The following is a 21,126-nucleotide window of genomic DNA, read 5'->3' on the forward strand; positions in this document are numbered from 1 at the left end:
AGTTCGATACACACACGACACGCCCACTACACCCTTCCTCGCTACCCTCGGCAGCCGCAACACGTCCTTACAGCACTTCCCGCCTCCGGGCCGGACGCCTATGCTGGAACCACAACCTCGCAGCCCATCTTTGTGGTTGGCAGCCTACCTGGCAGATGAACGCACGCATGCACAGCACCCCAGCACCTCTGAACGACGATCAAAAAGCACCCGCTGACGACAAACGCTGGAGCATTCGCGCCCTGATCGTCGACGATGACGTCCCGATCCGCGAACTGATGATCGACTACCTGGCCCGGTTCAACATTCACGCCAGCGGCGTCACCGATGGCGCTGCCATGCGCCTGGCGTTGCAAGCGGAGCATTTCGACGTGGTGGTGCTCGACCTGATGCTGCCCGGTGAAGACGGGTTGTCCCTGTGCCGCTGGCTGCGCGCCGAATCGGACATTCCGATCCTGATGCTCACCGCACGCTGCGAACCCACCGACCGGATCATCGGCCTGGAACTGGGCGCCGACGACTACATGGCCAAGCCCTTCGAACCAAGGGAACTGGTCGCGCGGATTCAGACCATTCTGCGTCGGGTGCGCGACGATCGCACCGAACAGCGTGCGAATATTCGCTTCGACAACTGGCGCCTGAACAGCGTGCTGCGGCAATTGATCGCCGCCGACGGTTTGGTGGTGCCGCTGTCCAACGCCGAATTCCGCCTGCTGTGGGTGTTCATTGAGCGTCCGCGCCGGGTGCTCAGCCGTGAACAACTGCTGGACGCTGCCCGTGGTCGTTCCATCGAAGCGTTTGATCGCAGCATCGACTTGCTGGTCTCGCGCCTGCGCCAGAAACTGGGTGATGACCCGAAAGCCCCGCAGTTGATCAAGACCGTTCGCGGTGAGGGTTATCTGTTCGACGCACGAGACATCGGCTGATGCGGGCGCGCTTCGATACGCTGTTCGGCCGCCTGTTTGGCGTGCTGCTGCTGGCGATCATCCTGGCGCACCTGTTGGCGTTTGCCTGGTTTCACCATTACGGTCCTCCCCCGCCTCCACCGCCGCCGGGATTTTCCGAAGGCATGGGCGGACAGCGCCCGCCGATGGACCCGCGCTTTGAAAACCGGCCACCGCGGCCTTGGTTCGGCGGCCCCTTGGTGCCGCTGACGTTCCAGTTTGTCACGCTGATCATTGCCGCCTGGTACGGCGCCAAACTGCTCAGCCGGCCGATCCAGCGGCTGAGCGACGCCGCCGAACGCTTGAGCGAAAACCTCGACAGCCCGCCGCTGGATGAATCCGGCCCACGGGAAGCCCGGCAAGCGGCCTACACCTTCAATTTGATGCAGAAACGCATTATCGAACAGGTGCAGCAGCGCTCACGGATGCTCGGCGCGGTGTCCCACGACCTGCGCACGCCGCTCTCTCGCCTCAAGCTGCGGCTGGAGCAGATCGAAGACCACAAGCTGCAGGGCCAGATGCGCCAGGACTTGGACGACATGATCAGCATGCTCGATGCCACCCTCACCTATTTGCACGAGCAGCGCACCAGCGAAGCCGGGCAATGGATGGACGTGCAGGCGCTGGTGGAATCCTTGAGCGAAAACGCCCAGGACCAGGGGGCAGATGTTCAGGCCAGCGGCCACTGCGCGCCGCTGCAAGTGCAGCCGATGGCGTTGCGCTCGTGCATCAATAATCTGCTGGACAACGCCCTGCGCTATGCCGGGCACGCGCGGATCACGCTCGAAGACAACCGTGAGCAACTGGTGATCCGCGTCATCGACCACGGCCCGGGTATTGCGGCGGACAAACGTGAAGCGGTGTTCGAGCCGTTCTTTCGGCTGGAAGGTTCGCGTAATCGCAATTCGGGCGGCGTCGGGCTCGGTATGACCATCGCTCGCGAGGCGGCGGAACGACTGGGTGGGCAGTTGAGCCTGGAAGAAACACCCGGCGGCGGTCTCACCGCCGTCATCCGCCTGCCCCGCGCCTGAACCACACACCAATCCCTGCAGGCTCACGCCTACATGATCCGAGCCTGGCCTGAGACTTGTGTGTACCAATCGGTACAAACCTCACACACCCACGACACCTTGCCCCTTGACGCTGCATAAGCCGGTGCACCCACCGGTTTTCCATTCCAGGGAGTGAGTCCAATGATTGGTAGTGTCAGCAACTACACGAGCTATACCAGCACCAGCAGCACCTCGACCAACAGCGCCCGCAGCCAGCAATTCCAGAAAGAACTGTTCGCCAAGCTCGACAGCAACAGCGACGGCGCGGTGGATCAGGGCGAACTTGAAAGTGCCCTGTCGCAGAAAACCGATGACGGCCTGCTGGTCAGCCTGAGCAAAAACTTTGGTGATCTGGACAGTGACGACAGCGGCAGCTTGAGCAGCGAGGAAATGGCGGCAATGGCACCGCCGCCGCCACCGCCGCATGATCAGGCACCCAACACCGAACTGGCCGACGCGCTCGTCAGCGCCCTGGACGCCGACGGTGACGGCGCCATCAGCAGCGACGAATTGAGCAACGGTCTGAACAACGCTGGCAGCAGTGCCGACAGTACAGAAATCTTCTCGGCCCTGGACAAGAACCAGGACGGCACCGTCAGCAAGGACGAACTCGCCGCTAGCCTGACCCCGCCGCCACCGCCACCGCAGCAGCAGGTGTCCAGCGAAGAATTGTTCAGCCAGCTGGATACGGACAGCGATGGCAGCGTGACCGCCACCGAACTGAGCAGCGTGCTGCAGGCCAGCGACAGCACCTCATCGACCAGCACCGACACCAGCGCTGCGTTGCTCAAGGAGTTGGACAGTGACGGCAGCGGTGAGGTCAGCAGCGATGAACTGAACGCGGCGCTGCAAGCAGGTCGCGAGAAAACCAGCGACAACTCCACCGCTCAATTCAACGTCAATGAAGCGCTGAACAAAATGATCGCCAACCTGAGCAAGCAGTATTCGCTCGATAACGTGGCGAGCGTGGGCAAATACTTGAACGTATCGACCTGAGTCAAAAGCTTCGCGAGCAAGCCCGTTCCCACAGTAGAGCTGCGCCCTTCACAAATCCCCTGTGGGAGCGAGCCTGCTCGCGATGAGGCCCTCAGCCCCGCCGAAAATCTCAGGGCCGGCGATCGTCTACCCGCGCATGACTCTTGCTCCAGTCCGTCAACAGACTGTACGCAACCGCCAGCAACGTAGGCCCGATGAACAGCCCGATGAACCCGAACGCAATCAACCCGCCAAACACGCCGAGCAACACGATCACCAATGGCAGATTCCCGCCCCGGCTGATCAGGTACGGCTTCAGCACGTTGTCGACGCCGCTGATGATGAACGTGCCCCAGCAGCCGAGGAACACCGCCATCCCGTACTCACCCTTCCAGGCCAGCCACGCGGTGGCCGGAATCCACACCAACGGTGGCCCCATCGGAATCAGACTGAGCATGAACGTCACGATGCCCAGCACCAACGCCCCGGGCACCCCGGCAATCAGGAACCCGATCAATGCCAGGACCGCCTGCGCCGCCGCTGTGCCGATCACCCCGTTCACCACCCGCTGCACCGTCCCGGCCACGAGTTCGATGTAGTACCCGGCGCGATCACCGATCAGGCGCTCCAGCAGCCCATGGACAAACGCCGCCAGCCGCGGCCCGTCACGGTAGAAAAAGAACACGAACACAATGCTCAATGTCAGCTCGAGAATCCCGCCGCCAATCTGCGCACTGCGTGCCAGCAGCCAGTTGCCGACCTGACCCAGATACGGTTTGACCGCCACCATCATCGCCGCGCCTTGCTCATCGATGCTGTTCCAGATCACCATCAACCGCTCGCCCACCAAAGGAACGCCGCCCAGCCAGGTCGGAGCTTCGGGCAAACCGTCCATCTGCACATCCTTGATGAACGCAGTGGCATCACGCACGTGATCCGCCAGGTTGAACCCGAGCCAGACCAGCGGCACCGCCACCAGCAACATCCAGCCCAGTGTCAGCACCAGCGCGGCCAGGGATTCCCGGCCGTTGAGCCAGCGGGTCAACAACCGCATCAGCGGCCAACTGGCGAACGCCAGCACCGCGCCCCAGAACAAGGCCGACCAGAACGGCGCCATCACCCAGAGGCTCGCGCCAAACAGCACCAGGAGCAGGATCTGCACCAACAGCCGATCGTTATTGAGCATGTAGGTTCTCGAAAAAATCAGTCAACAAAGAGCAGGCAAACGCGCCAGCCGCGTTTACCTGATGAAGCTTATCGCAACAGTTCGATGTGCAGGCCAGGGCTTTTGGCGCTGCCGGCTTCCATTCGCGCCGCCCGCACGCCCTGCACGATCAGCGCCTGGCGCCACGCTTCGGCGTTTGGCCCGGAAACACTGACCCGCAAGGTGGTGTCGAGGTTCAAGCCGCGAGAAATGAGGCGCAGCCAGGTGGCATCAGGATCGGCGCTCAATGTGGGGAAATCGAGTTCGCCCGTACTTTTCAGCTCTCGCAGCAAGGTCGCCGACGTCGGCAGCAAATCACCCAGCGGCGCGGCAGCGTCGAACTGCTCGACGTGCAGGTAGGCTTTGCGATTGCCGCGAGTGATGCTGTAAAGCGCCACCAACGTATTGTCCCGGGGCGCCGCGAGACGCAAGAGCAAGTACGCCTGTTGATCGTCGGCACCGTACAACTTGGCGTTACCGAAGACCTCATTGGCCCAGAGGCTGCTTTCACCGCAATCACGTGCCTGACACCAGAACAGCAAGCCGGCACCCTGCTCTTGCAATGCTTCACGCGCGGCAGTGAAGGCGTCGGTTGACGAATGCTCCGGCGGCAACTCATAGGTCACCGATGTCGCCGTTCCCCGGGCGCTGACCTGACCATCGAAGCGCAACTGGCCGCTGATCTTACGGATCGAACCCAGCGGATAAATCCGCTCAAGCTCAACGCCGGGGCGATAGTCGACGATCTGCGCGTCGGCCATGCGCGGCACGATCGGCAAGTCCTGACTGCCCGGGACATCGGCGGCAAATAACAAGGGACTGAAACAACACAGCACCAGCACACTGAATGAACGCATGGATAGACTCATCGGATCAGCATGGCCTGGGCACCCTTGACGACACTGGCATCATCGAAGCGCTCGGGCACCAGCAAACCACGCTGGACCGCCGGACGCGCTTCCATGGATGCCATCCAGCGCTGCAAGGCCGGCAAACCGTCAACCTCGACGCCCGACCACTCATGGCCACGCACCCACGGATAGGTGGCAATGTCGGCAATGCTGTACTCGCCCGCGAGAAACTCCACGGCTTGCAGGCGTGTATCGAGCACCTCATAGAGGCGACGTGTTTCATGTTGATAGCGGTCGATGGCGCCCTGGAGTTTTTCTGGAAAGTAACGGAAAAACACGTTGGCCTGCCCCTGCATCGGCCCGATTCCACCCATCTGGAACATCAGCCACTGCAGGACGACCGAGTGCCCCTTCGGGTCCTGGGGCAGCAGTTTGCCGCCCAGCTCAGCGAGGTAAATCAGGATGGCGCCGGATTCGAACACGGCAAAATCGCCGTTGGCGCGGTCGACAATGGCCGGAATCCGGCCATTGGGATTGATCTTGAGGAAGTCCGGTGACTTCTGTTCCTTTTTGTCGAAACTCAAGGCGTGCACCGTGTAGGGCAGGCCGAGTTCCTCGAGCACGATAGAGACCTTGTGGCCATTCGGGGTCGCAGCGGTGTAGAGATCTATCATGGTTGTCTCCCATTTCAACCCGCCCAGCCTCGACAGTTGCCCGGCGCAAGTCAAGGAACGGCGAAGAACCGATTGAAACAGTCTGCGACAAGGTCGGCGCCGGGTTCGTCATTCAGGTGCAAATGATGGCCGCCAGGCAGCTGTTCACGGCTAAAGGGTAGACGCTCCAGCAGCTCGGGATGTTTGGCGAGCATGCCGTCAGCTGCTACCACTAATAACGCAGGGCAACTGACCCGCTGGACGAAGGCCATCGCCTGTTCGGTTGTCAGACGCAGGGGCGATGGCAGTGTGAGTCGGTTGTCAGTGCGCCAGGTGTAACCGCCCGGTACCGGCATGAGTCCACGCTGGGCCAACAGCTCGGCGGCTTCGCGACTGACCGCCACCAGGCCTTTCATGCGTGCCTCGATGGCTCGATCCAGGGTGTTGTAGACCGGTTTGCGCTTTTCCCGCAGATCCAGCTGGGCTTGCAGGGCCATGCCCATGCGTTCGGCGGCATTTTCGCCTTTGTCTGTCGGAGGAATGATGCCGTCGATCAACGCCAGATGCGTGACACGTTCCGGCATCGACCCGGCAATAATCAACGAAGCGATCGCCCCCATCGAGTGCCCCATCAGTGCAAAACGCTTCAGGCCCAACTGCTCGGCGACTTGCAGCACGTCGTGAGCGTAGTCCCACATCGCGTAACCGGCGCCGGTCGGGCGATGCCCGGAATGTCCGTGACCGGCCATGTCCAGGGCGATGATGCGCAGGCCTTTGAGCTTCGGTGCCAGCCGGGCGAAGCTGTTGGCGTTGTCCAGCCAGCCGTGCAGGGCGATCACCGGCAGGCCGTCTTCGGGACCGAACAGGTGCGCGGCCAGCTCGATGTGCGGCAGGCTCAGGCGAACTTCTTCGACAACGTGGCTCATGCGCAATCCTGTTGGCGACGACCTTCCCAGCGGCTGAACAGGTTTTTCAGCAGCGTGGCGGTGTCTTGCGGACGTTCGAGGGGGAACATGTGGCCACCGGGCATGGTCAGGGACTCACCCAGCGGCATACGCCCGACGGAGCTTGCATGGTGACGCATCACCACCCGGCTCTTGTGCCCGCGCACCACCGCCAGCGGCACTTTCAACTGGCGTGCCTGGCCTGGACTGGTGTGCGGGACGCCACGGTAGATGCTGATCTCCGTGGCCGGGTCGAAACGCAGGCGCAGCTTGTCGCCGACTTTTTGCAAACCGTGTTGCAGGTAAGCGTCGAAGCACTCGGGATCAAAGCTGCGGAACAGGGTTTTGCCGGCGAAATAGAGCCGTGCCGCGTCCAGGTCGGCGAACTCTTCCCGGCGCCCCAATGTACGGCCGGCGGGGGTCAGGCGGTCGATGAAACCGAAACGCTTGGCCGCACGGATCACCCATTGATCGGCGCGGGTCAGCACCGGCGAATCGAGCATCACCACGCCCCGATACAGTTCAGGGCAACGCAACGCCGCGTGCAGGTGCAGCACGCCGCCGAAGGAATGGCCGACGCCCCAGACCGGCTCCGGTTGCTCTTTGAGGTGATGGATCAGCTCATCCACCAGGTTGCGCCAATTGTCGTCCGCCGGAAAACGCGGATCGTGGGCGTGCTGTTCCAGATGCGTCACCTGGTACTCGGGCGCCAGCGCCGCGAACAACTTGCCGTAGGTGCCCGAAGGAAAGCCATTGGCGTGGGCGAAAAATATCTGTTGCGACATACCGGCAAATCCATGAGCGAAAACAAGGGTTGATTGTCCGTAAGACGCGAGGCGGCGGCAATGACTGTAAGTGCCAGGAATGATGACAGTCCGGTCAGGGGCATGAGCATTCAGACATCGCCGAACCCTGTGGCGAGCGAGCTTGCTCGCGTTCGGCTGCGCAGCAGGCGCAAAACCGGTGCACGCCGCGAGAGGCGTGCCGGCAAGGGCTGCTGTCGCAGCCAACGGGAGCAAGCTCCCTCGCCACAGGTAATCATCGGGCCGGAAGAGGTGGTTCGCTCGACAATCAGCGGGCCGGTGGATTCTCGCCCAACGGCACGACCGCCATGGTCAACCGCGACACGCAACTGGCCTTGCCCTCGTCACTGCTCAAACGGATATCCCAGACATGAGTCGTGCGCCCAATGTGAATCGGCTTGGCCACTGCCGTCACTCGCCCGCTGCGCAATCCGCGCAAGTGATTGGCGTTGATTTCCAGACCCACACAATAGAATTTGCTGGCATCGATGCACAAGTAACTGGCCATGGAACCGACCGTCTCGGCCAGCACCACCGACGCGCCGCCGTGCAGCAAACCGTAAGGCTGGTGGGTGCGGTGGTCGATGACCATGCTCGCGGTCAGGGACTCGTCATCAAAGGCTTCGAAGCGAATATCCAGCACTTCGCCAATGGTGTTTTTCTGGATTGCGTTCAACTGCTCGACGTCGGGAATGGTACGCCACAGACTCATCTTGCTTTCCTTTGTTGGTTTTATTCGTGGCTCAATCCTGCCACAGCACCGTCTCGCTGCGCTCGCTCCATTCTTCGAACCGAGCGCCGTAAGACGCTTCGATCACGTTGCGCTTGATCTTCAGGGTCGGTGTCAGGAAGCCGTTTTCCACCGCCCAACTGTCCTTGACCACCACCAACTGGCGCAAGCGTTCGTGTTTGTCGAGGCCGCCATTGACCTCCTCCAGCAGCTTTTCCAGGCTTGCATGCAACCCTGCCCGCGCCGTTCCCCCTGCGTCCTGCTGACCGACCGCCGAGAGCACGCACAACCCCAGCGGCGCACTCAAGCCATCACCGACCACGCACACCTGTTCGATCCGCGAATGCACCGCCAGCCGATTTTCGATCGGCGCCGGCGCGACGTATTTGCCTTTGCTGGTCTTGAAGATCTCCTTCAGTCGCCCGGTCAGGCGCAGGTTGCCTTCGGCATCTTGTTCGCCCTTGTCGCCGGTGCGCAGGAAGCCGTCCTCGGTGATGGTTTCTGCGGTTTTCTCGGGCTCCTTGAAATAGCCAAGCATGGTCGCACCGCTGCGCACCATGACTTCGCCCGAATCGGCGATCCGCACTTCAACCTCCGGGCAAGGCTTGCCGATCCAGCCGGGTTTGTTCTCGCCGGGCCGGCCGATGTGGGAGTAACCGCAGCTTTCGGTCATGCCGTAGACCTCCAGCACATCCAGTCCCAGCTTGCGGTACCACAACAGCAAGGTCTGCGGCACAGGCGCGGCGCCGGACAACGCCACGCGCAACGCATCCAGCCCCAACCCGACGAGCACTTTGTGCCCGACCCGTTTGCCGATAAAGGGCAGGCCGAGCAGGAAGTCGAGGCGTTTTGCCGCAATCTTGCTGTACACGCCCATCTGGAACTTGGTCCAGATCCGCGGGACGCCGAACAACGCGGTCGGCCGCGCGCGCTGCAAATCGGTGAGAAAGGTGTCGAGGCTTTCGGCAAAGAACACGGTTTGCCCGGTGTAGATCGACGCCAGCTCGACGAACATCCGCTCGGCGACATGGCACAGCGGCAGGTAAGACAGCAGTCGATCCGACTCGTTGAGACCGAACAGCTGAGTGCCGCGCGTGGTGGCAAAGCCCAGATTGCCGAAGCTATGCATCACGCCTTTGGGCACCCCGGTGGTGCCGGAGGTGTAAATGATGGTCGCCAACTGGTCGGCGGACGGCTTGGGATCGTCCTGGATCGGTGAGCTCTTTTGCAGATCGGCCCAGCTGTAGTCGAAAGTACCCGGCGGATGCAACGGCAGGCTGATGGTCGGCAGATCGGCACTGACCCCGCGAGACATGCCTGGCCAGTCATCGAGCTTGCCGATGAACGCCAGCGCCGCTTCCGAGTGTTCGAGCACTTGCGCCACCGACTCGGCGGTGAGGTTGGGGTACAACGGCACCGAAACGTGCCCGGCCATCCAGATTGCCAGGTCGGCGATGATCCAGTGCGCGCAGTTTTTCGAAATCAGGGCGATGTGGCTGCCTTGGGGCAGTTCGCGTGCGCGCAGCCAATGCGCGGCGCAGCGAGCCTGATGGCCGACGTCGGCCCAGGTCAGGGTCTCGACGTGTCCGCCGCCGGTAGGTTGGACCAGAAAACGCTGGCGGGGATGACGGGCTTCACGCTCGTAAAAGACGTCCAGCGGCAAACGAAAAGCAGCAGACATGCGACTCGCTCCTTTATTTTTGGTCTGGAGCAAGCGTAGTCAACCAAGCGGTTGCTTGGTTGACTATTTCACACAAAATCCCGGAACACCGCCGCCCCCTGTAGGAGCGAGGCTTGCACGCGAAGGGCTTTCAACGACGGCAACAGCTTCGCGGACAAGCCTCGCGCCTGCAAAAAGCCAAAGCAAATGCGGTTACGGGTGTTTGATGCTGTTGAGCTTCATCGAACCTATCAGCAGTTCAGCGCTCTCGAGCTCGGCTAGGCCAGCGGTGCTGACCCTCTCTGGTGGATAGCCGGCACCATGCTGCAAGTAACTCAACAAGTTCCCCACCAACGGGTTGTGACTGACCAGAAGGACGTCACTCACCGACACGAGTTGCTCGGCCACCTTGTCTGGATCAGTGTCCGGGGTCAGCCACTCGACAGTGCGAATCTCCGGTTCGAAACCCAGCGCCTCGCGCACCAGCTGCGCGGTCTCATGAGCTCGCAGAAACGGGCTGGCATAGATGGCTGTAATCGGCTGACCGATCAGTTCAGCAGCGATGCTCAGCACCTCTGAACGACCATGTTCCGTCAGTGCGCGCTCCGAATCGTGTGGTTTGGAACCGTGTGGCTCGGCTTCACCATGACGCAATACCCAGAGTTTCATAGTTTCGGCTCCTCATCTCGGGCCGGATGTGGCGCTGGCGGCACGGCGTGCGGCGCTTCGCCTTCCGGTGTACGCGGCGTCGGCCAGTCGGCGAACGGCCAGGGTTTCTGGTCGCTGTGGAAGGTGCCGAAACGACCGATCTGCGCCAGGAACTGGCTCAGGCTGTCGCCGAAGTTCATCAGGCTGGCGCTCGGGGCGCCATAAATCAAACGATAGATCAGTTGCACCAGCACCACCGCCCCCAGGATGAACTGCGCCACTTGCCAGACCAGCAAGAAGACGATCATCCATAACACCCGCAGCAGAATGGACTCGTAGGTGGCCTCTGTTTTCGGATCGTTCATGTGCAACTCCCTGCTTTATCTCGAAAGCGTGATCAGTTGAAACCGCTGGTGGAAATGAAGTCCACATCGGTTTTGGGTTCGCCGCGCATCAACAGTTCAATCACTTGATTGAGCGTGCGCCCTTCGAACAGAATCGCGTGCAACCCGGCGACCAGCGGCATATAGACGCCCACTTCCTGAGCCTTGGCCTTGAGCACCTTCAGCGTGTTCACGCCTTCGGCGACTTCGCCCAGGCGGGTCACCGCCTCTTCCAGGCTCAACCCCTGGCCGAGGGCAAACCCGACCTGGTAATTGCGGCTTTTCGGCGACGAACACGTGACGATCAAGTCGCCCACGCCCGCCAACCCAAGGAAGGTCATCGGGTTGGCGCCCTGATTCACCGCGAAGCGGGTCATTTCCGCCAACGCCCGGGTGATCAGCATGCTCTTGGTGTTTTCACCCATGCCCAGCGCCACCGCCATGCCGGCGATGATCGCGTACACATTTTTCAGCGCCCCGCCCAACTCCACGCCGAAGCGGTCGGCGCTGGCGTACACGCGAAAGGTCCGGCCATGCAACGCCTCCTGGACCCGCTGGCAGAGTTCTTCGTCTTCGCTGGCGACCACGGTGGCGGTCAGTGCGTGCTCGGCGATTTCACGGGCCAGGTTCGGCCCGGACAGCACGCCGATGCGCGCTTGCGGGGCGATTTCTTCAAGGATCTCGCTCATCAGCTTGAACGTGTGGGCTTCGATGCCTTTGGTCAGGCTGACCAGCAATTTGCCGCTCAACCGTTCGGCGTGCGGGACCAGTACCGAACGCAGCGCGCTGGACGGCAGCGCAACAAAGCACAGGTCGCAAGCGTCCAGGGTCGCTTGCAAATCAGTCACCGGTTCTACCAGGGGAAGAATCTTGATGCCTTTGAGGTAACGCGGGTTTTCGCGATTGACCCGCATGGACTCAGCCTGCTCGGGGTCACGCATCCACTGCCGGACCTGATGCCCGTTCTCGGCCAACAGATTAGCCACGGCGGTACCAAAACTTCCGCCTCCCAGGACCGCAATTGGGCGCTGTTCAGTCATATGCAATCCGTTAATCCATACCAGTGGCGATGTCGGCATTATACGGAGCGTCCCAGTGGCGGCCAGCCCCCGTATCAATTACCGGCACTTGTAGGAAGAAGACCAATAAATCCTAGGAAAATGCCGGCATCGTGAATGGAAAAGTCGAACAGCTCGGTTAACATGCGCGCCATCTCATCGTTATCAAGGACGTTTCGTGTCGTTTGGCTCTCCTTCACCCTCCTCTCCGCTGGTTCTGGCATTGCTTTTCAGCTCGCCATTGCTGGCCGACGACTTGTTCCTCGACAACGAATCGCTGCCGCAAGTGCTCACGGCCACCCGCCTGAAGCAGTCGCCGGCCGCAGTCCCGGGAAGCATGACGGTGATCGACAGCGAACTGATCAATGCCAGCGGTGCACGGGACATCAGCGAATTGCTGCGCCTGGTGCCGGGCATGATGGTCGGCAATATCAGCGGTAATCAGGCGGCGGTGAATTACCACGGCACCAACGCCACGGAAGCGCGGCGCATGCAGGTGCTGATCGACGGCCGCTCGGTGTACCGCGCTGGCCTGGCCACGGTGGACTGGAGTGATATCCCGGTGGCCATGGAAGACATCGAGCGTATCGAGGTTTTCCGCGGCCCCAACACGGTCAGCTACGGCGCCAATGCGTTGATGGCGGTGGTCAACATCATCACCCGCAACCCGGCCGACAGCCACGGCACGCGGATGAAAGTCACCCGTGGCCAGCGCGGCATCGATGATTTTTACGCCAGCCAGGGTGTGGGCTGGGACGGCGGCGACCTGCGTCTGTCACTGTCCGGCCAGCAGGACGACGGCTTCGACACCGACAGCAACGGCGCTGATTATCGCGACAGTCGCCGCTTGAACCGCTTCAACCTTGCCGTCAGCCAGACGCTGAGTGAAAACCAGAGCATCGACTGGCAGTTGAACGCCAAGGACGGAACCAACCAGCGGCCTTATACCTACCGCCCGGTGTTCTCCGGTATTACCGCAGCCGGGAACAATTCCGACGTCGTTGCCAAGGACTACGCCGGTTCGTTGCGCTGGAACCTGGACATCAATCCTGATCACAGCCTTTATATCCAGGGTTCGGCTCAGCACTGGGACCGTCAGCAGACCTGGCGCGCCTGTGATGCGGAAGTTTCGTTCAGCCCGCAACTGACCGAACTCTGGCAGCTCAACCCGAACTACACCGAACGCCTGGCGCGCAACATCGAGCGCTTCACCGGTCCCGGCGCGCCGGCCGGCACGGCGGCGGAACAAGCGCTAGGCAATCAAGTGCTGGCGCAATGGCGTAACGGTGCCCGGCAAACCCTCTGTGGCGACATCGACCAGAGCGCCCGGGAAACGCGCTACGACCTGGAACTGCAAGACACCCTCAGCCTGTCCGACAGTCTGCGACTGGTCAGCGGCATGAACTATCGTTACGACCGGGCAAATTCCGAGACCTACTTCAATGGAACGCTCGACGACACCACTTGGCGCGCATTCGGCCAACTCGAGTGGCGCGCCACCGAGCACTGGTTGCTGCAGGGCGGCGCCATGTTCGAAGACACGCAATTGACCGGCAGCTCGCTGACCCCGCGGGTAGCGGTCAATTACCTGATCAACCCGCGTCACGGCTTGCGCGCGGTGTATTCGGAAGCCATCCGCTCACCGGACATGTTCGAGAACAACGTCAACTGGAGTTACCAGGTGACCAACCTGCGGCCCAGTGCCTACGGCCAGACCAGCGCCCGGTATTTCGTCAAGACCCGCGGCCCCGGCGACCTCGAACAAGAACGCATGCGCTCGCGCGAGCTGGGCTACAACGGCTACTTCGCGGAGCTTGGGCTGACGGTCGATGTGAAACTGTTCTACGACGAAATCAGCGGCATGATCAGCGAACCCCTGCGCAACAATCAGTACATCGCCAGCAATTCCAACAGCTCGCGCTTCAAGGGCACGGAAACCCAGCTGGACTGGCGCCTGAGCAGCGCCGACCGGCTGCGCCTGACTTACGCCTACGTCGACGCCGAGGCGAGCAATCCGCAGGATGAGCGACTGACGGCGCGCAACAGCGGTTCCGCCGGTTGGCTGCGCAACTGGGGCCACGGCTGGAACAGCGCCCTCTTCTATTACGGGGACGACGCCCTCAACGGTTACCGCTTCGAACGCGTCGACACGCGCATCGCCAAACGCATCGGCCTGGGCAAGGCCAATCTGGAACTGGCCGGCGTGCTCCAGCAGCGCCTCGACCATCAACCCACCACCTTCGTCGACAACAACTATGACGAGCGTCGGGTGCTCTACTTCAGCGCGGAGCTGACGTTTTAAATGCTGCATCGCCTGTCGCGAAAGTCGCCAACCCTTGGCCGCCTGCTGGCAGGGGTGTGTCTGGTGTTTGCCGGCCTGCTTGGCAGCCTGACGATTCAGGCCGCCGACATTCTGCTGACCGGTGCCGAAGACAGCCCGGGCGTGCAATCCTTTGTGCAGGCGCTGAGCGGCATGCGCCCGGCCGACAGCGTTCGCTTCCAAGTACTGGACAGCTTGCCGAGGCCGGGCGCACTGCCCGGCGATACCCGTTTGATCCTGCTCGATCTGCCGAGCCTCGATTGGCGCCTGCAAGAGACACAAGGCCCGCCGACGCTGGTACTGCGCATCAGTCGCCTGCAAGCCCATCATCGTTTCGGCGCTGACTTTCCATCGCACCTCAGCCTGCTCTGGAGCGATCCGCCGCTGGATCGGCAATTGCGCCTGACCCGGCTCATCCTGCCCGAGGCCCGACGCATCGGCGTGCTGTACGACAGTCACAGCGAATTCCTGCTCAAGGAATTGCGGCTGTCGGCACAAGCGTTGGGCCTTGAAGTGATCGCCGAGCGATGGGACAACACCAACGACAGCCGCCCTTTACAGAATTTGCTGAAGAACTGCGACGTGCTGCTGGGCCTCGACGACGCCGATCTGTACAACCCGAAAACCGCAAAAAACCTGCTGTTGAGCAGCTATTCGCGACAACTGGCGCTGGTCGGCCCGAACGCTGCGTTCGTCAAGGCTGGTAGCCTGGCCAGCACCTACAGCGATCAGAACGATTGGCTGGAAGTGCTCGACGAATTGCTCGATCGGCCGCAGACAGGCTGGCCCCGTGCGTTGTATCCAAAACACTTCAAAGTGTTAAGTAATCCGCAGGTGGCTCGTTCATTGGGTATTGAACAGGTGACTGAAGCATTTGTCGCAGCACAGTTGGCCGAAGGAGAAAGCCGCCCATGACCTTCCGTCGCGGTTGGGATATCAACACCCGCACGCAGATCATCAGCCTCGGCCCCGCCCTGTTGCTGACGTTGCTGCTGATCAGTTTCTTCACCTTCGTGCGGATCCAGGACCTGCGCCAGGAGCTCAACCACACCGGCCAGCTGATCGCCAACCAACTGGCCCCCGCCACGGAATACGGGGTGATCTCGGGCAACAACGAGGTACTCGAAAGTTTGCTCAAGGCGACGCTGGCCACGCCCAACGTGCGCTTTCTCGAAGTCCAGGACAGCGCCAACCGGATTCTGGTGTACGTCGAGCAACCGTCGGAAACCCATGCCCGCTCGCATCAGGTCGAAGTGTTCCAGGCGCCGGTGCGGCTGCAACGGATCGCGCTGAACAATGATTTCTTCCAGGGCAGCAACGTCGCCAACACGGCCCCGCCCGAGGACTATCTGGGCCGGGTGATCGTCGGCTTGTCCAATGACGCCTTCAGCCAGCGTCAGCAGGAAATCCTGTTCAAGGCCGGGATTCTCGCCTTGTTCGCGCTGCTGTTTACCTTTCTGGTGGCCCGACGCCTGGCCGGCAGCCTGTCGCAGCCGATCCGCGACATCGGCCACGCCGTGAAGGCGATTCAGGAGGGTGATTACAAAACGCCGCTGCCGATCGTCGATGACACTGAGTTGGGCGCGTTGTCGCAGCACATCAATAACCTCGCGCAAGGCCTCGAGCAGGCCAGCCGTGAGCAGCAGCAGGCCATGGCGCAATTGATCCAGACCCGCGAAGAAGCGGAAAAGGCCAACAACGCCAAATCCGACTTCCTGGCGATGATGAGCCACGAACTGCGCACCCCAATGAATGGCGTGCTGGGCATGCTGCAACTGCTGGAAACCACCGACATGACCGAGGAGCAGATCGAGTATGCGGCGCTGGCTTCGGAGTCGACCGAACACCTGCTCAAAGTCATCAACGACATTCTCGACTTCTCGCGCATCGAGCGTTCAGAACTGGAGCTGGAACACATTCCGTTCAACCTCGCTGACCTGATCGGCAGCTGCGCCCAGTCGTTCCAGCACAGCGCGGCGCAACGCGGGCTCGATCTGGCCCTGGCGATTCCCGAGGACATGCGCGCCTTGCAGGTTCAAGGCGACCCGACGCGGATCCGGCAGATTCTGGTCAACCTGGTGGGCAATGCGCTGAAGTTCACCGAGCAAGGCCGCGTCAGTATCGAACCGCAATGGCAGTCACTGGATCACGAACTGCTGTGGTTCACCTGCACCGTGCGCGACAGCGGCATTGGCATCTCGGCCGAAAGCCTGGAGTTGATGTTCAACGCGTTCCAGCAGGCCGACAGTTCTATTTCAAGGCGTTACGGCGGCACCGGGTTGGGATTGCCGATTGCCCGCACCCTGGCCGAACGGATGGGCGGCACCTTGCGCGCCCAGAGCGAAGAAGGCCTGGGCTCGGTGTTTACCCTGGAAATTCCGTTGGCCCTTTATAAGCAGTCACTGCCGGAGTTGAAACCACGGACACAAAGCGGCGACGGCCATGGTGAAGGACGCAATGTGCTGCTGGTGGAGGACAACCCGGTCAACCAGACGGTGATCGAAGCAATGTTGCGCAGTCTGGGCTTTACTGTCAGCGTCGCGACCGATGGCGCGCAGGCGGTGCAAAGCGCCAAAAGCCTGATATTTGAAGCGATTCTGATGGATTGCCGACTGCCTATCATCGACGGCTACGAAGCGACCCGCCAGATCCGCCTGCTCCCCGGCTGCGCAGACTTGCCGATCATCGCCCTGACCGCCAATGCCTTGCAGGGCGACCGTGAAGCGTGTTTATCAGCTGGAATGAACGATTACCTGGCCAAGCCCTTCAAACGCACTGATCTGCAGCAAATTTTGCAGCGCTGGGTGCAGTAGTACAGGCCTTTCGACCATCTGCGACTGGCGTGAAAGGCGAAAGTGCGGCAGTCTTAGGCACCCGAACAGGCCCGAAAAGGGGCTTGAATAATAATTTCAGTGCACAAGTGTACATTCATGTCCTTGGTGCTGTGACTTTCACCACAACGCAATAGTCTATGAGTAGGCTGCTGACTCGAGGCATGAACGCCTCGGTCGGCCGGGAAGATTTGCCCCACCCTGCCGCATGGGACTATTGAGGAGCTCGCATGACCCAACAAAACGCCTTTACTCGGGAAGACCTGCTGCGCTGCAGTCGCGGTGAGCTGTTCGGCCCGGGTAACGCACAACTGCCCGCGCCGAACATGCTGATGGTGGATCGCATCACCCATATCAGTGCCGAGGGTGGCAAGTACGGCAAAGGTGAATTGGTCGCCGAGCTGGATATCACTCCTGACCTGTGGTTTTTCGCCTGCCACTTCGAAGGTGATCCGGTGATGCCAGGCTGCTTGGGCCTCGACGCCATGTGGCAACTGGTCGGTTTCTTCCTCGGCTGGCAAGGTCTGCCGGGCCGTGGCCGTGCGCTGGGTTCGGGCGAAGTGAAATTCTTTGGCCAGGTCCTGCCGACCGCCAAGAAAGTCACCTATAACATTCAGATCAAGCGCGTGCTGAAGGGCAAGCTGAACCTGGCCATCGCCGATGGTTCGGTCAGTGTCGACGGCCGCGAGATCTACACCGCCGAAGGCCTTCGGGTCGGCGTTTTCACCTCCACTGACAACTTCTAAGGGTTATCCGCATGCGCCGCGTCGTTATCACTGGTCTGGGCATCGTATCGTGCCTGGGCAATGACAAAGAGACCGTCTCCGCTAACCTGCGTGCAAGCCGCCCTGGCATCCGGTTCAACCCGGAATATGCCGAAATGGGTCTGCGTAGCCAGGTTTCCGGCTCCATTGACCTTCCCCTCGAAGAGCTGATCGATCGCAAGATCTATCGCTTCGTCGGCCACGCGGCGGCGTACGCCTACCTGGCCATGAAAGACGCCATCGCAGACTCCGGCCTGACCGATGAGCAAGTCTCCAACCCGCGTACCGGCCTGATCGCCGGTTCCGGTGGCGCCTCCACGCTGAACCAGATGGAAGCGCTGGACATCCTGCGCGAGAAAGGCGTGAAGCGCGTTGGCCCATACCGCGTCACGCGGACCATGAGCAGCACCGTTTCCGCTTGCCTGGCCACACCGTTCAAGATCAAGGGCCTGAATTACTCCATCGCTTCTGCCTGCGCCACCAGTGCTCACTGCATCGGCAACGCCATGGAACAGATCCAGATGGGCAAGCAGGACGTCGTGTTCGCCGGCGGCGGTGAAGAAGAGCATTGGAGCCAATCGTTCCTGTTCGACGCCATGGGCGCACTGTCCAGCCAGTACAACGAAACCCCGGAAAAAGCTTCCCGTGCCTACGACGCCAAGCGTGACGGTTTCGTCATCGCCGGCGGTGGCGGCATGGTCGTGGTCGAAGAGCTGGAACACGCTCTGGCCCGCGGCGCGAAGATCTACGCGGAAATCGTTGGCTACGGCGCGACCTCCGATGGCTACGACATGGTCGCCCCAAGCGGCGAAGGCGCCATCCGCTGCATGCAGATGGCCATGTCCACCGTCGATACTCCGATCGACTACCTGAACACCCACGGCACCTCGACTCCGGTCGGCGACGTCGCGGAAATGAAAGGTGTGCGTGAAGTGTTCGGCGACAAGGCCCCGGCCATCAGCTCCACCAAGAGCCTGTCGGGTCACTCCCTGGGCGCCGCCGGCGTTCACGAAGCGATCTACTGCATGCTGATGATGGAAGGCAACTTCATGGCGGGCTCCGCCAACATCGAAGAATTGGACCCGGAAGTGGCAGACATGCCGATCCTGACCAAGACTCGCGAAGACGCCACCATCAACACCGTGATGAGCAACAGCTTCGGCTTCGGTGGCACCAACGCCACCCTGGTACTGAAGCGCTGGACCGGCAAGTAATACTCCGCCGTCTCGCAGCACACAAAAACGCCCCGACTGGTTCGGGGCGTTTTTTTATGCCTGAAAAAATGTGCACTGCGATGCTTTTTGTAGGAGCCAGGCATGCCGGCGAAGGCGCACTGAAGGACGCTTTCGCCGGCAAGCCTGGCTCCTACAGATACCGTGTTCTACCAGCGAGATATTCACGGCGAACATGAAGCTTTTGTCATGAAACTCAATGCCCTGCGACCGAATGCCACGTGTTTGGCGGGCTGCAGGACTATTGTCGGTTTCGCAAAAATTCGTTACCGAACTCAGTCGTTTACTTAGCAGGCTAACCAAACATATAACAGAGTCCTGCACACGCCTTGCTGCAGATAACAGAGATTGGAGCTAGCAGATGACTGTAAAAGTAACTGAACGCGACGATTCACATAAATCCCATGAAGGCATAGCCGCCGGTATCCGTATCTGGGATGTACATCAACAAGACATGCTGGTGGGGATGTTTCATTCCGAAACCGACGCCCACAGCTACAAGGCTGAACTGGAAAAACAGGAGCAGCAACGAGCGCTCCGATCTGCATAAGCAATGACAGCATTGAAAACGACAAACCCCGCCATGAGCGGGGTTTGTCGTTGTTGAAGCCGTTAAAGGCTTACCACATCAGATCATCAGGGATCTGATAGGCCGCGTATGGATCATCTTCGGCAGCGACTTCTTCAGTCTTGACGTTCAGCTGCACGATGCGCCGAGGATCGCGCTCCTGAATCTTCAGGGCCGCCTCACGCGGGATCACTTCGTAGCCGCCGGCATGGTGCACGATCGCCAGGAAGCCATTGCTCAACTGGTTGCGCATCAGCGTGTTGACGGAGATACGCTTGACCTTCTTGTCGTCAACGAAGTTGTAGTAGTCCTCGGTCGTCAGCTTCGGCAGGCGCGAGACTTCGATCAATTGTTTGATCTGCGCCGCGCGAGCCTTGGCCTCGACTTTCTCCTGTTGCTGACGGTTCAGCTCCTGGTCGCGCTTGACCTTCTCGGCCATGGCTTCCTGGGCGGCACGCTGCTGCGAGTCATCGAGTTCAATCTGGCCTTTATGGGCCAGGCGTTGCTGCTTCTGCTTCTCTTTGCCGACCTGTTTGGCCTGCTTTTGGTTGACCAGCCCTGCTTTGAGCAACTGGTCGCGAAGGGAAATGCTCATGGTGCTTATTTCTCACTTAGGCCACTGCTCAACCGCAGCTGGGCAAATTCTTTTCCTGACGTTTGGCTTCGCCCCACAAGGCGTCCAACTCTTCGAGGGTGCAATCTTCCATGGGACGGTGGGTATCGCGCAATGCCTGTTCGATAAAACGGAAGCGTCTTTCAAACTTGCTGTTGGCGCCACGCAGTGCAGTTTCCGGGTCGACTTTCAAATGACGCGCCAGATTGACCACGGAAAACAGCAAATCCCCCACCTCATCGGCAATCGCTGCCGAGTCATTGTCGGCCATGGCTTCGAGCACTTCATCGAGTTCTTCGCGGACCTTGTCCAGCACCGGCAAGGCGTCCGGCCAGTCGAAACCGACCTGCCCCGCGCGCTTCTGCAACTTCGCCGAGCGGGACAATGCAGGCAGCGCGGCAGGCACATCGTCGAGCAAGGACAGCTGTTCGGGCGCGGATGATTTCTCGGCGCGCTCCTCCGCCTTGATCTCTTCCCAGCGCTGCTTGACTTGGTCTTCACTCAGACGCGGAATATCCAGCGGCGCGTACAGATCACCGGTTGGAAATACGTGAGGATGGCGACGGATCAGCTTGCGGGTGATGCTGTCGATCACACCGGCGAATTCGAAGCGCCCTTCTTCCCTGGCCAGCTGGCTGTAATAAACCACCTGGAACAGCAAATCACCCAACTCGCCCTGCAAGTGATCGAAGTCACCGCGCTCGATGGCGTCAGCGACTTCGTAGGCTTCCTCAAGGGTGTGCGGGACGATGGTGGCGTAGGTTTGCTTGATGTCCCACGGGCAACCGAACTGCGGGTCGCGCAGACGGTTCATCAGGTGCAGCAAGTCTTCAAGTGAATACATCAATCAATCTCTACATCTGCAATGCGGTATGTCGGCCCAACCGTAACCT

The 21,126-nt window shown here is 60.8% G+C and carries 21 protein-coding genes; 9 read left to right on the plus strand and 12 right to left on the minus strand.

Translation table 11 applies throughout. The annotated features are described in order from the left end of the window. Positions 1–167 precede the first annotated feature (167 nt). The 3 genes from HP062_RS12285 (at position 168) to xopAW (ending at position 2,992) form a co-directional block, all read left to right on the plus strand. The gene (locus tag HP062_RS12285) at positions 168–926 is read left to right on the plus strand and encodes a response regulator (RefSeq protein WP_077749216.1); all 759 of its coding nucleotides are present in this window, start codon (positions 168–170) and stop codon (positions 924–926) included. Continuing rightward, positions 926–1,975 carry a HAMP domain-containing sensor histidine kinase gene (locus tag HP062_RS12290; protein WP_010457050.1) on the plus strand — a complete coding sequence of 350 codons (1,050 nt, stop codon included), beginning with the start codon at positions 926–928 and terminating at the stop codon, positions 1,973–1,975. The genes HP062_RS12285 and HP062_RS12290 overlap by 1 nt, the downstream gene beginning before the upstream one ends. Before the next feature lie 162 nt (positions 1,976–2,137). Further along, on the plus strand, positions 2,138–2,992 hold the full coding sequence (gene xopAW / locus HP062_RS12295; protein ID WP_077749215.1) for a XopAW family type III secretion system calcium-binding effector: 855 nt from the start codon (positions 2,138–2,140) through the stop codon (positions 2,990–2,992). A 109-nt stretch (positions 2,993–3,101) separates the two neighbouring features. Here the strand turns inward: xopAW and HP062_RS12300 are convergent, their stop codons facing one another. The 10 genes from HP062_RS12300 to HP062_RS12345 all read right to left on the minus strand — a co-directional run bounded on the left by HP062_RS12300 (position 3,102) and on the right by HP062_RS12345 (position 11,887). Next, positions 3,102–4,157, minus strand: coding sequence for an AI-2E family transporter (locus HP062_RS12300; protein WP_077749214.1), 1,056 nt, complete (start codon positions 4,155–4,157; stop codon positions 3,102–3,104). 68 nt (positions 4,158–4,225) lie between these two features. Next, positions 4,226–5,032 carry a DUF4892 domain-containing protein gene (locus HP062_RS12305; protein ID WP_172791459.1) on the minus strand — a complete coding sequence of 269 codons (807 nt, stop codon included), beginning with the start codon at positions 5,030–5,032 and terminating at the stop codon, positions 4,226–4,228. An 8-nt stretch (positions 5,033–5,040) separates the two neighbouring features. Further along, positions 5,041–5,700 carry a glutathione S-transferase family protein gene (locus tag HP062_RS12310; protein ID WP_172791460.1) on the minus strand — a complete coding sequence of 220 codons (660 nt, stop codon included), beginning with the start codon at positions 5,698–5,700 and terminating at the stop codon, positions 5,041–5,043. Between the two features lie 50 nt (positions 5,701–5,750). Next, the gene (locus HP062_RS12315) at positions 5,751–6,605 is read right to left on the minus strand and encodes an alpha/beta hydrolase (protein ID WP_010457064.1); all 855 of its coding nucleotides are present in this window, start codon (positions 6,603–6,605) and stop codon (positions 5,751–5,753) included. Beyond that, the gene (locus HP062_RS12320) at positions 6,602–7,408 is read right to left on the minus strand and encodes an alpha/beta fold hydrolase (RefSeq protein WP_010457066.1); all 807 of its coding nucleotides are present in this window, start codon (positions 7,406–7,408) and stop codon (positions 6,602–6,604) included. Before HP062_RS12320 ends, HP062_RS12315 begins: the two co-directional genes overlap by 4 nt. A gap of 286 nt (positions 7,409–7,694) precedes the next feature. Beyond that, positions 7,695–8,138 (minus strand): hotdog fold thioesterase, encoded by a 444-nt coding sequence (locus tag HP062_RS12325; RefSeq protein WP_010457067.1) that lies wholly within the window; start codon positions 8,136–8,138, stop codon positions 7,695–7,697. Positions 8,139–8,169: 31 nt separating this feature from the next. Next, positions 8,170–9,837, minus strand: a complete 1,668-nt coding sequence (locus HP062_RS12330; RefSeq protein ID WP_154501406.1) for an AMP-binding protein — start codon at positions 9,835–9,837, stop codon at positions 8,170–8,172. Positions 9,838–10,029: 192 nt separating this feature from the next. Next, positions 10,030–10,485, minus strand: a complete 456-nt coding sequence (gene sixA / locus HP062_RS12335; protein ID WP_172791461.1) for a phosphohistidine phosphatase SixA — start codon at positions 10,483–10,485, stop codon at positions 10,030–10,032. Then, the gene (locus HP062_RS12340; protein ID WP_010457073.1) at positions 10,482–10,829 is read right to left on the minus strand and encodes a DUF4389 domain-containing protein; all 348 of its coding nucleotides are present in this window, start codon (positions 10,827–10,829) and stop codon (positions 10,482–10,484) included. Before HP062_RS12340 ends, sixA begins: the two co-directional genes overlap by 4 nt. 32 nt (positions 10,830–10,861) lie before the next feature. Beyond that, on the minus strand, positions 10,862–11,887 hold the full coding sequence (locus tag HP062_RS12345; protein WP_172791462.1) for an NAD(P)H-dependent glycerol-3-phosphate dehydrogenase: 1,026 nt from the start codon (positions 11,885–11,887) through the stop codon (positions 10,862–10,864). Between the two features lie 196 nt (positions 11,888–12,083). Here HP062_RS12345 and HP062_RS12350 point away from each other — a divergent pair, with 196 nt between their 5' ends. The 6 genes from HP062_RS12350 to HP062_RS12375 all read left to right on the plus strand — a co-directional run bounded on the left by HP062_RS12350 (position 12,084) and on the right by HP062_RS12375 (position 19,602). Then, on the plus strand, positions 12,084–14,207 hold the full coding sequence (locus HP062_RS12350) for a TonB-dependent siderophore receptor (protein WP_145309693.1): 2,124 nt from the start codon (positions 12,084–12,086) through the stop codon (positions 14,205–14,207). After that, positions 14,208–15,140 carry an ABC transporter substrate-binding protein gene (locus HP062_RS12355; protein WP_010457078.1) on the plus strand — a complete coding sequence of 311 codons (933 nt, stop codon included), beginning with the start codon at positions 14,208–14,210 and terminating at the stop codon, positions 15,138–15,140. It begins immediately after the preceding gene. Next, positions 15,137–17,038 (plus strand): ATP-binding protein, encoded by a 1,902-nt coding sequence (locus tag HP062_RS12360; protein ID WP_172791463.1) that lies wholly within the window; start codon positions 15,137–15,139, stop codon positions 17,036–17,038. The genes HP062_RS12355 and HP062_RS12360 overlap by 4 nt, the downstream gene beginning before the upstream one ends. A gap of 248 nt (positions 17,039–17,286) precedes the next feature. Further along, complete coding sequence (gene fabA / locus HP062_RS12365) at positions 17,287–17,802, plus strand: 3-hydroxyacyl-[acyl-carrier-protein] dehydratase FabA (protein ID WP_008148022.1); 516 nt, start codon at positions 17,287–17,289, stop codon at positions 17,800–17,802. A gap of 11 nt (positions 17,803–17,813) precedes the next feature. Further along, positions 17,814–19,034 (plus strand): beta-ketoacyl-ACP synthase I, encoded by a 1,221-nt coding sequence (gene fabB, locus HP062_RS12370; protein WP_010457084.1) that lies wholly within the window; start codon positions 17,814–17,816, stop codon positions 19,032–19,034. A gap of 379 nt (positions 19,035–19,413) precedes the next feature. Next, on the plus strand, positions 19,414–19,602 hold the full coding sequence (locus tag HP062_RS12375; RefSeq protein WP_010457086.1) for a hypothetical protein: 189 nt from the start codon (positions 19,414–19,416) through the stop codon (positions 19,600–19,602). 70 nt (positions 19,603–19,672) lie between these two features. Here the strand turns inward: HP062_RS12375 and HP062_RS12380 are convergent, their stop codons facing one another. Both HP062_RS12380 and mazG read right to left on the minus strand, forming a co-directional pair. Further along, positions 19,673–20,215, minus strand: a complete 543-nt coding sequence (locus tag HP062_RS12380) for a DUF2058 domain-containing protein (RefSeq protein ID WP_010457087.1) — start codon at positions 20,213–20,215, stop codon at positions 19,673–19,675. 28 nt (positions 20,216–20,243) lie between these two features. Next, positions 20,244–21,077: a nucleoside triphosphate pyrophosphohydrolase gene (mazG, locus tag HP062_RS12385; protein WP_172791464.1), complete on the minus strand. Its 834-nt coding sequence runs from the start codon at positions 21,075–21,077 to the stop codon at positions 20,244–20,246. Between the last annotated feature and the right edge of the window lie 49 nt (positions 21,078–21,126).

It is taken from the genome of Pseudomonas sp. B14-6, from assembly GCF_013260315.1.
Classification (GTDB): domain Bacteria; phylum Pseudomonadota; class Gammaproteobacteria; order Pseudomonadales; family Pseudomonadaceae; genus Aquipseudomonas; species Aquipseudomonas mandelii.

Bases quoted from the DNA above. Each gene is read 5' to 3' on its own strand.
- HP062_RS12285 (WP_077749216.1), top strand. From the start codon at position 168: ATGCACAGCACCCCAGCACCTCTGAACGACGATCAAAAAGCACCCGCT.
- HP062_RS12290 (WP_010457050.1), top strand. From the start codon at position 926: ATGCGGGCGCGCTTCGATACGCTGTTCGGCCGCCTGTTTGGCGTGCTG.
- xopAW (WP_077749215.1), top strand. From the start codon at position 2,138: ATGATTGGTAGTGTCAGCAACTACACGAGCTATACCAGCACCAGCAGC.
- HP062_RS12300 (WP_077749214.1), bottom strand. From the start codon at position 4,157: ATGCTCAATAACGATCGGCTGTTGGTGCAGATCCTGCTCCTGGTGCTG.
- HP062_RS12305 (WP_172791459.1), bottom strand. From the start codon at position 5,032: ATGCGTTCATTCAGTGTGCTGGTGCTGTGTTGTTTCAGTCCCTTGTTA.
- HP062_RS12310 (WP_172791460.1), bottom strand. From the start codon at position 5,700: ATGATAGATCTCTACACCGCTGCGACCCCGAATGGCCACAAGGTCTCT.
- HP062_RS12315 (WP_010457064.1), bottom strand. From the start codon at position 6,605: ATGAGCCACGTTGTCGAAGAAGTTCGCCTGAGCCTGCCGCACATCGAG.
- HP062_RS12320 (WP_010457066.1), bottom strand. From the start codon at position 7,408: ATGTCGCAACAGATATTTTTCGCCCACGCCAATGGCTTTCCTTCGGGC.
- HP062_RS12325 (WP_010457067.1), bottom strand. From the start codon at position 8,138: ATGAGTCTGTGGCGTACCATTCCCGACGTCGAGCAGTTGAACGCAATC.
- HP062_RS12330 (WP_154501406.1), bottom strand. From the start codon at position 9,837: ATGTCTGCTGCTTTTCGTTTGCCGCTGGACGTCTTTTACGAGCGTGAA.
- sixA (WP_172791461.1), bottom strand. From the start codon at position 10,485: ATGAAACTCTGGGTATTGCGTCATGGTGAAGCCGAGCCACACGGTTCC.
- HP062_RS12340 (WP_010457073.1), bottom strand. From the start codon at position 10,829: ATGAACGATCCGAAAACAGAGGCCACCTACGAGTCCATTCTGCTGCGG.
- HP062_RS12345 (WP_172791462.1), bottom strand. From the start codon at position 11,887: ATGACTGAACAGCGCCCAATTGCGGTCCTGGGAGGCGGAAGTTTTGGT.
- HP062_RS12355 (WP_010457078.1), top strand. From the start codon at position 14,208: ATGCTGCATCGCCTGTCGCGAAAGTCGCCAACCCTTGGCCGCCTGCTG.
- HP062_RS12360 (WP_172791463.1), top strand. From the start codon at position 15,137: ATGACCTTCCGTCGCGGTTGGGATATCAACACCCGCACGCAGATCATC.
- fabA (WP_008148022.1), top strand. From the start codon at position 17,287: ATGACCCAACAAAACGCCTTTACTCGGGAAGACCTGCTGCGCTGCAGT.
- fabB (WP_010457084.1), top strand. From the start codon at position 17,814: ATGCGCCGCGTCGTTATCACTGGTCTGGGCATCGTATCGTGCCTGGGC.
- HP062_RS12375 (WP_010457086.1), top strand. From the start codon at position 19,414: ATGACTGTAAAAGTAACTGAACGCGACGATTCACATAAATCCCATGAA.
- HP062_RS12380 (WP_010457087.1), bottom strand. From the start codon at position 20,215: ATGAGCATTTCCCTTCGCGACCAGTTGCTCAAAGCAGGGCTGGTCAAC.
- mazG (WP_172791464.1), bottom strand. From the start codon at position 21,077: ATGTATTCACTTGAAGACTTGCTGCACCTGATGAACCGTCTGCGCGAC.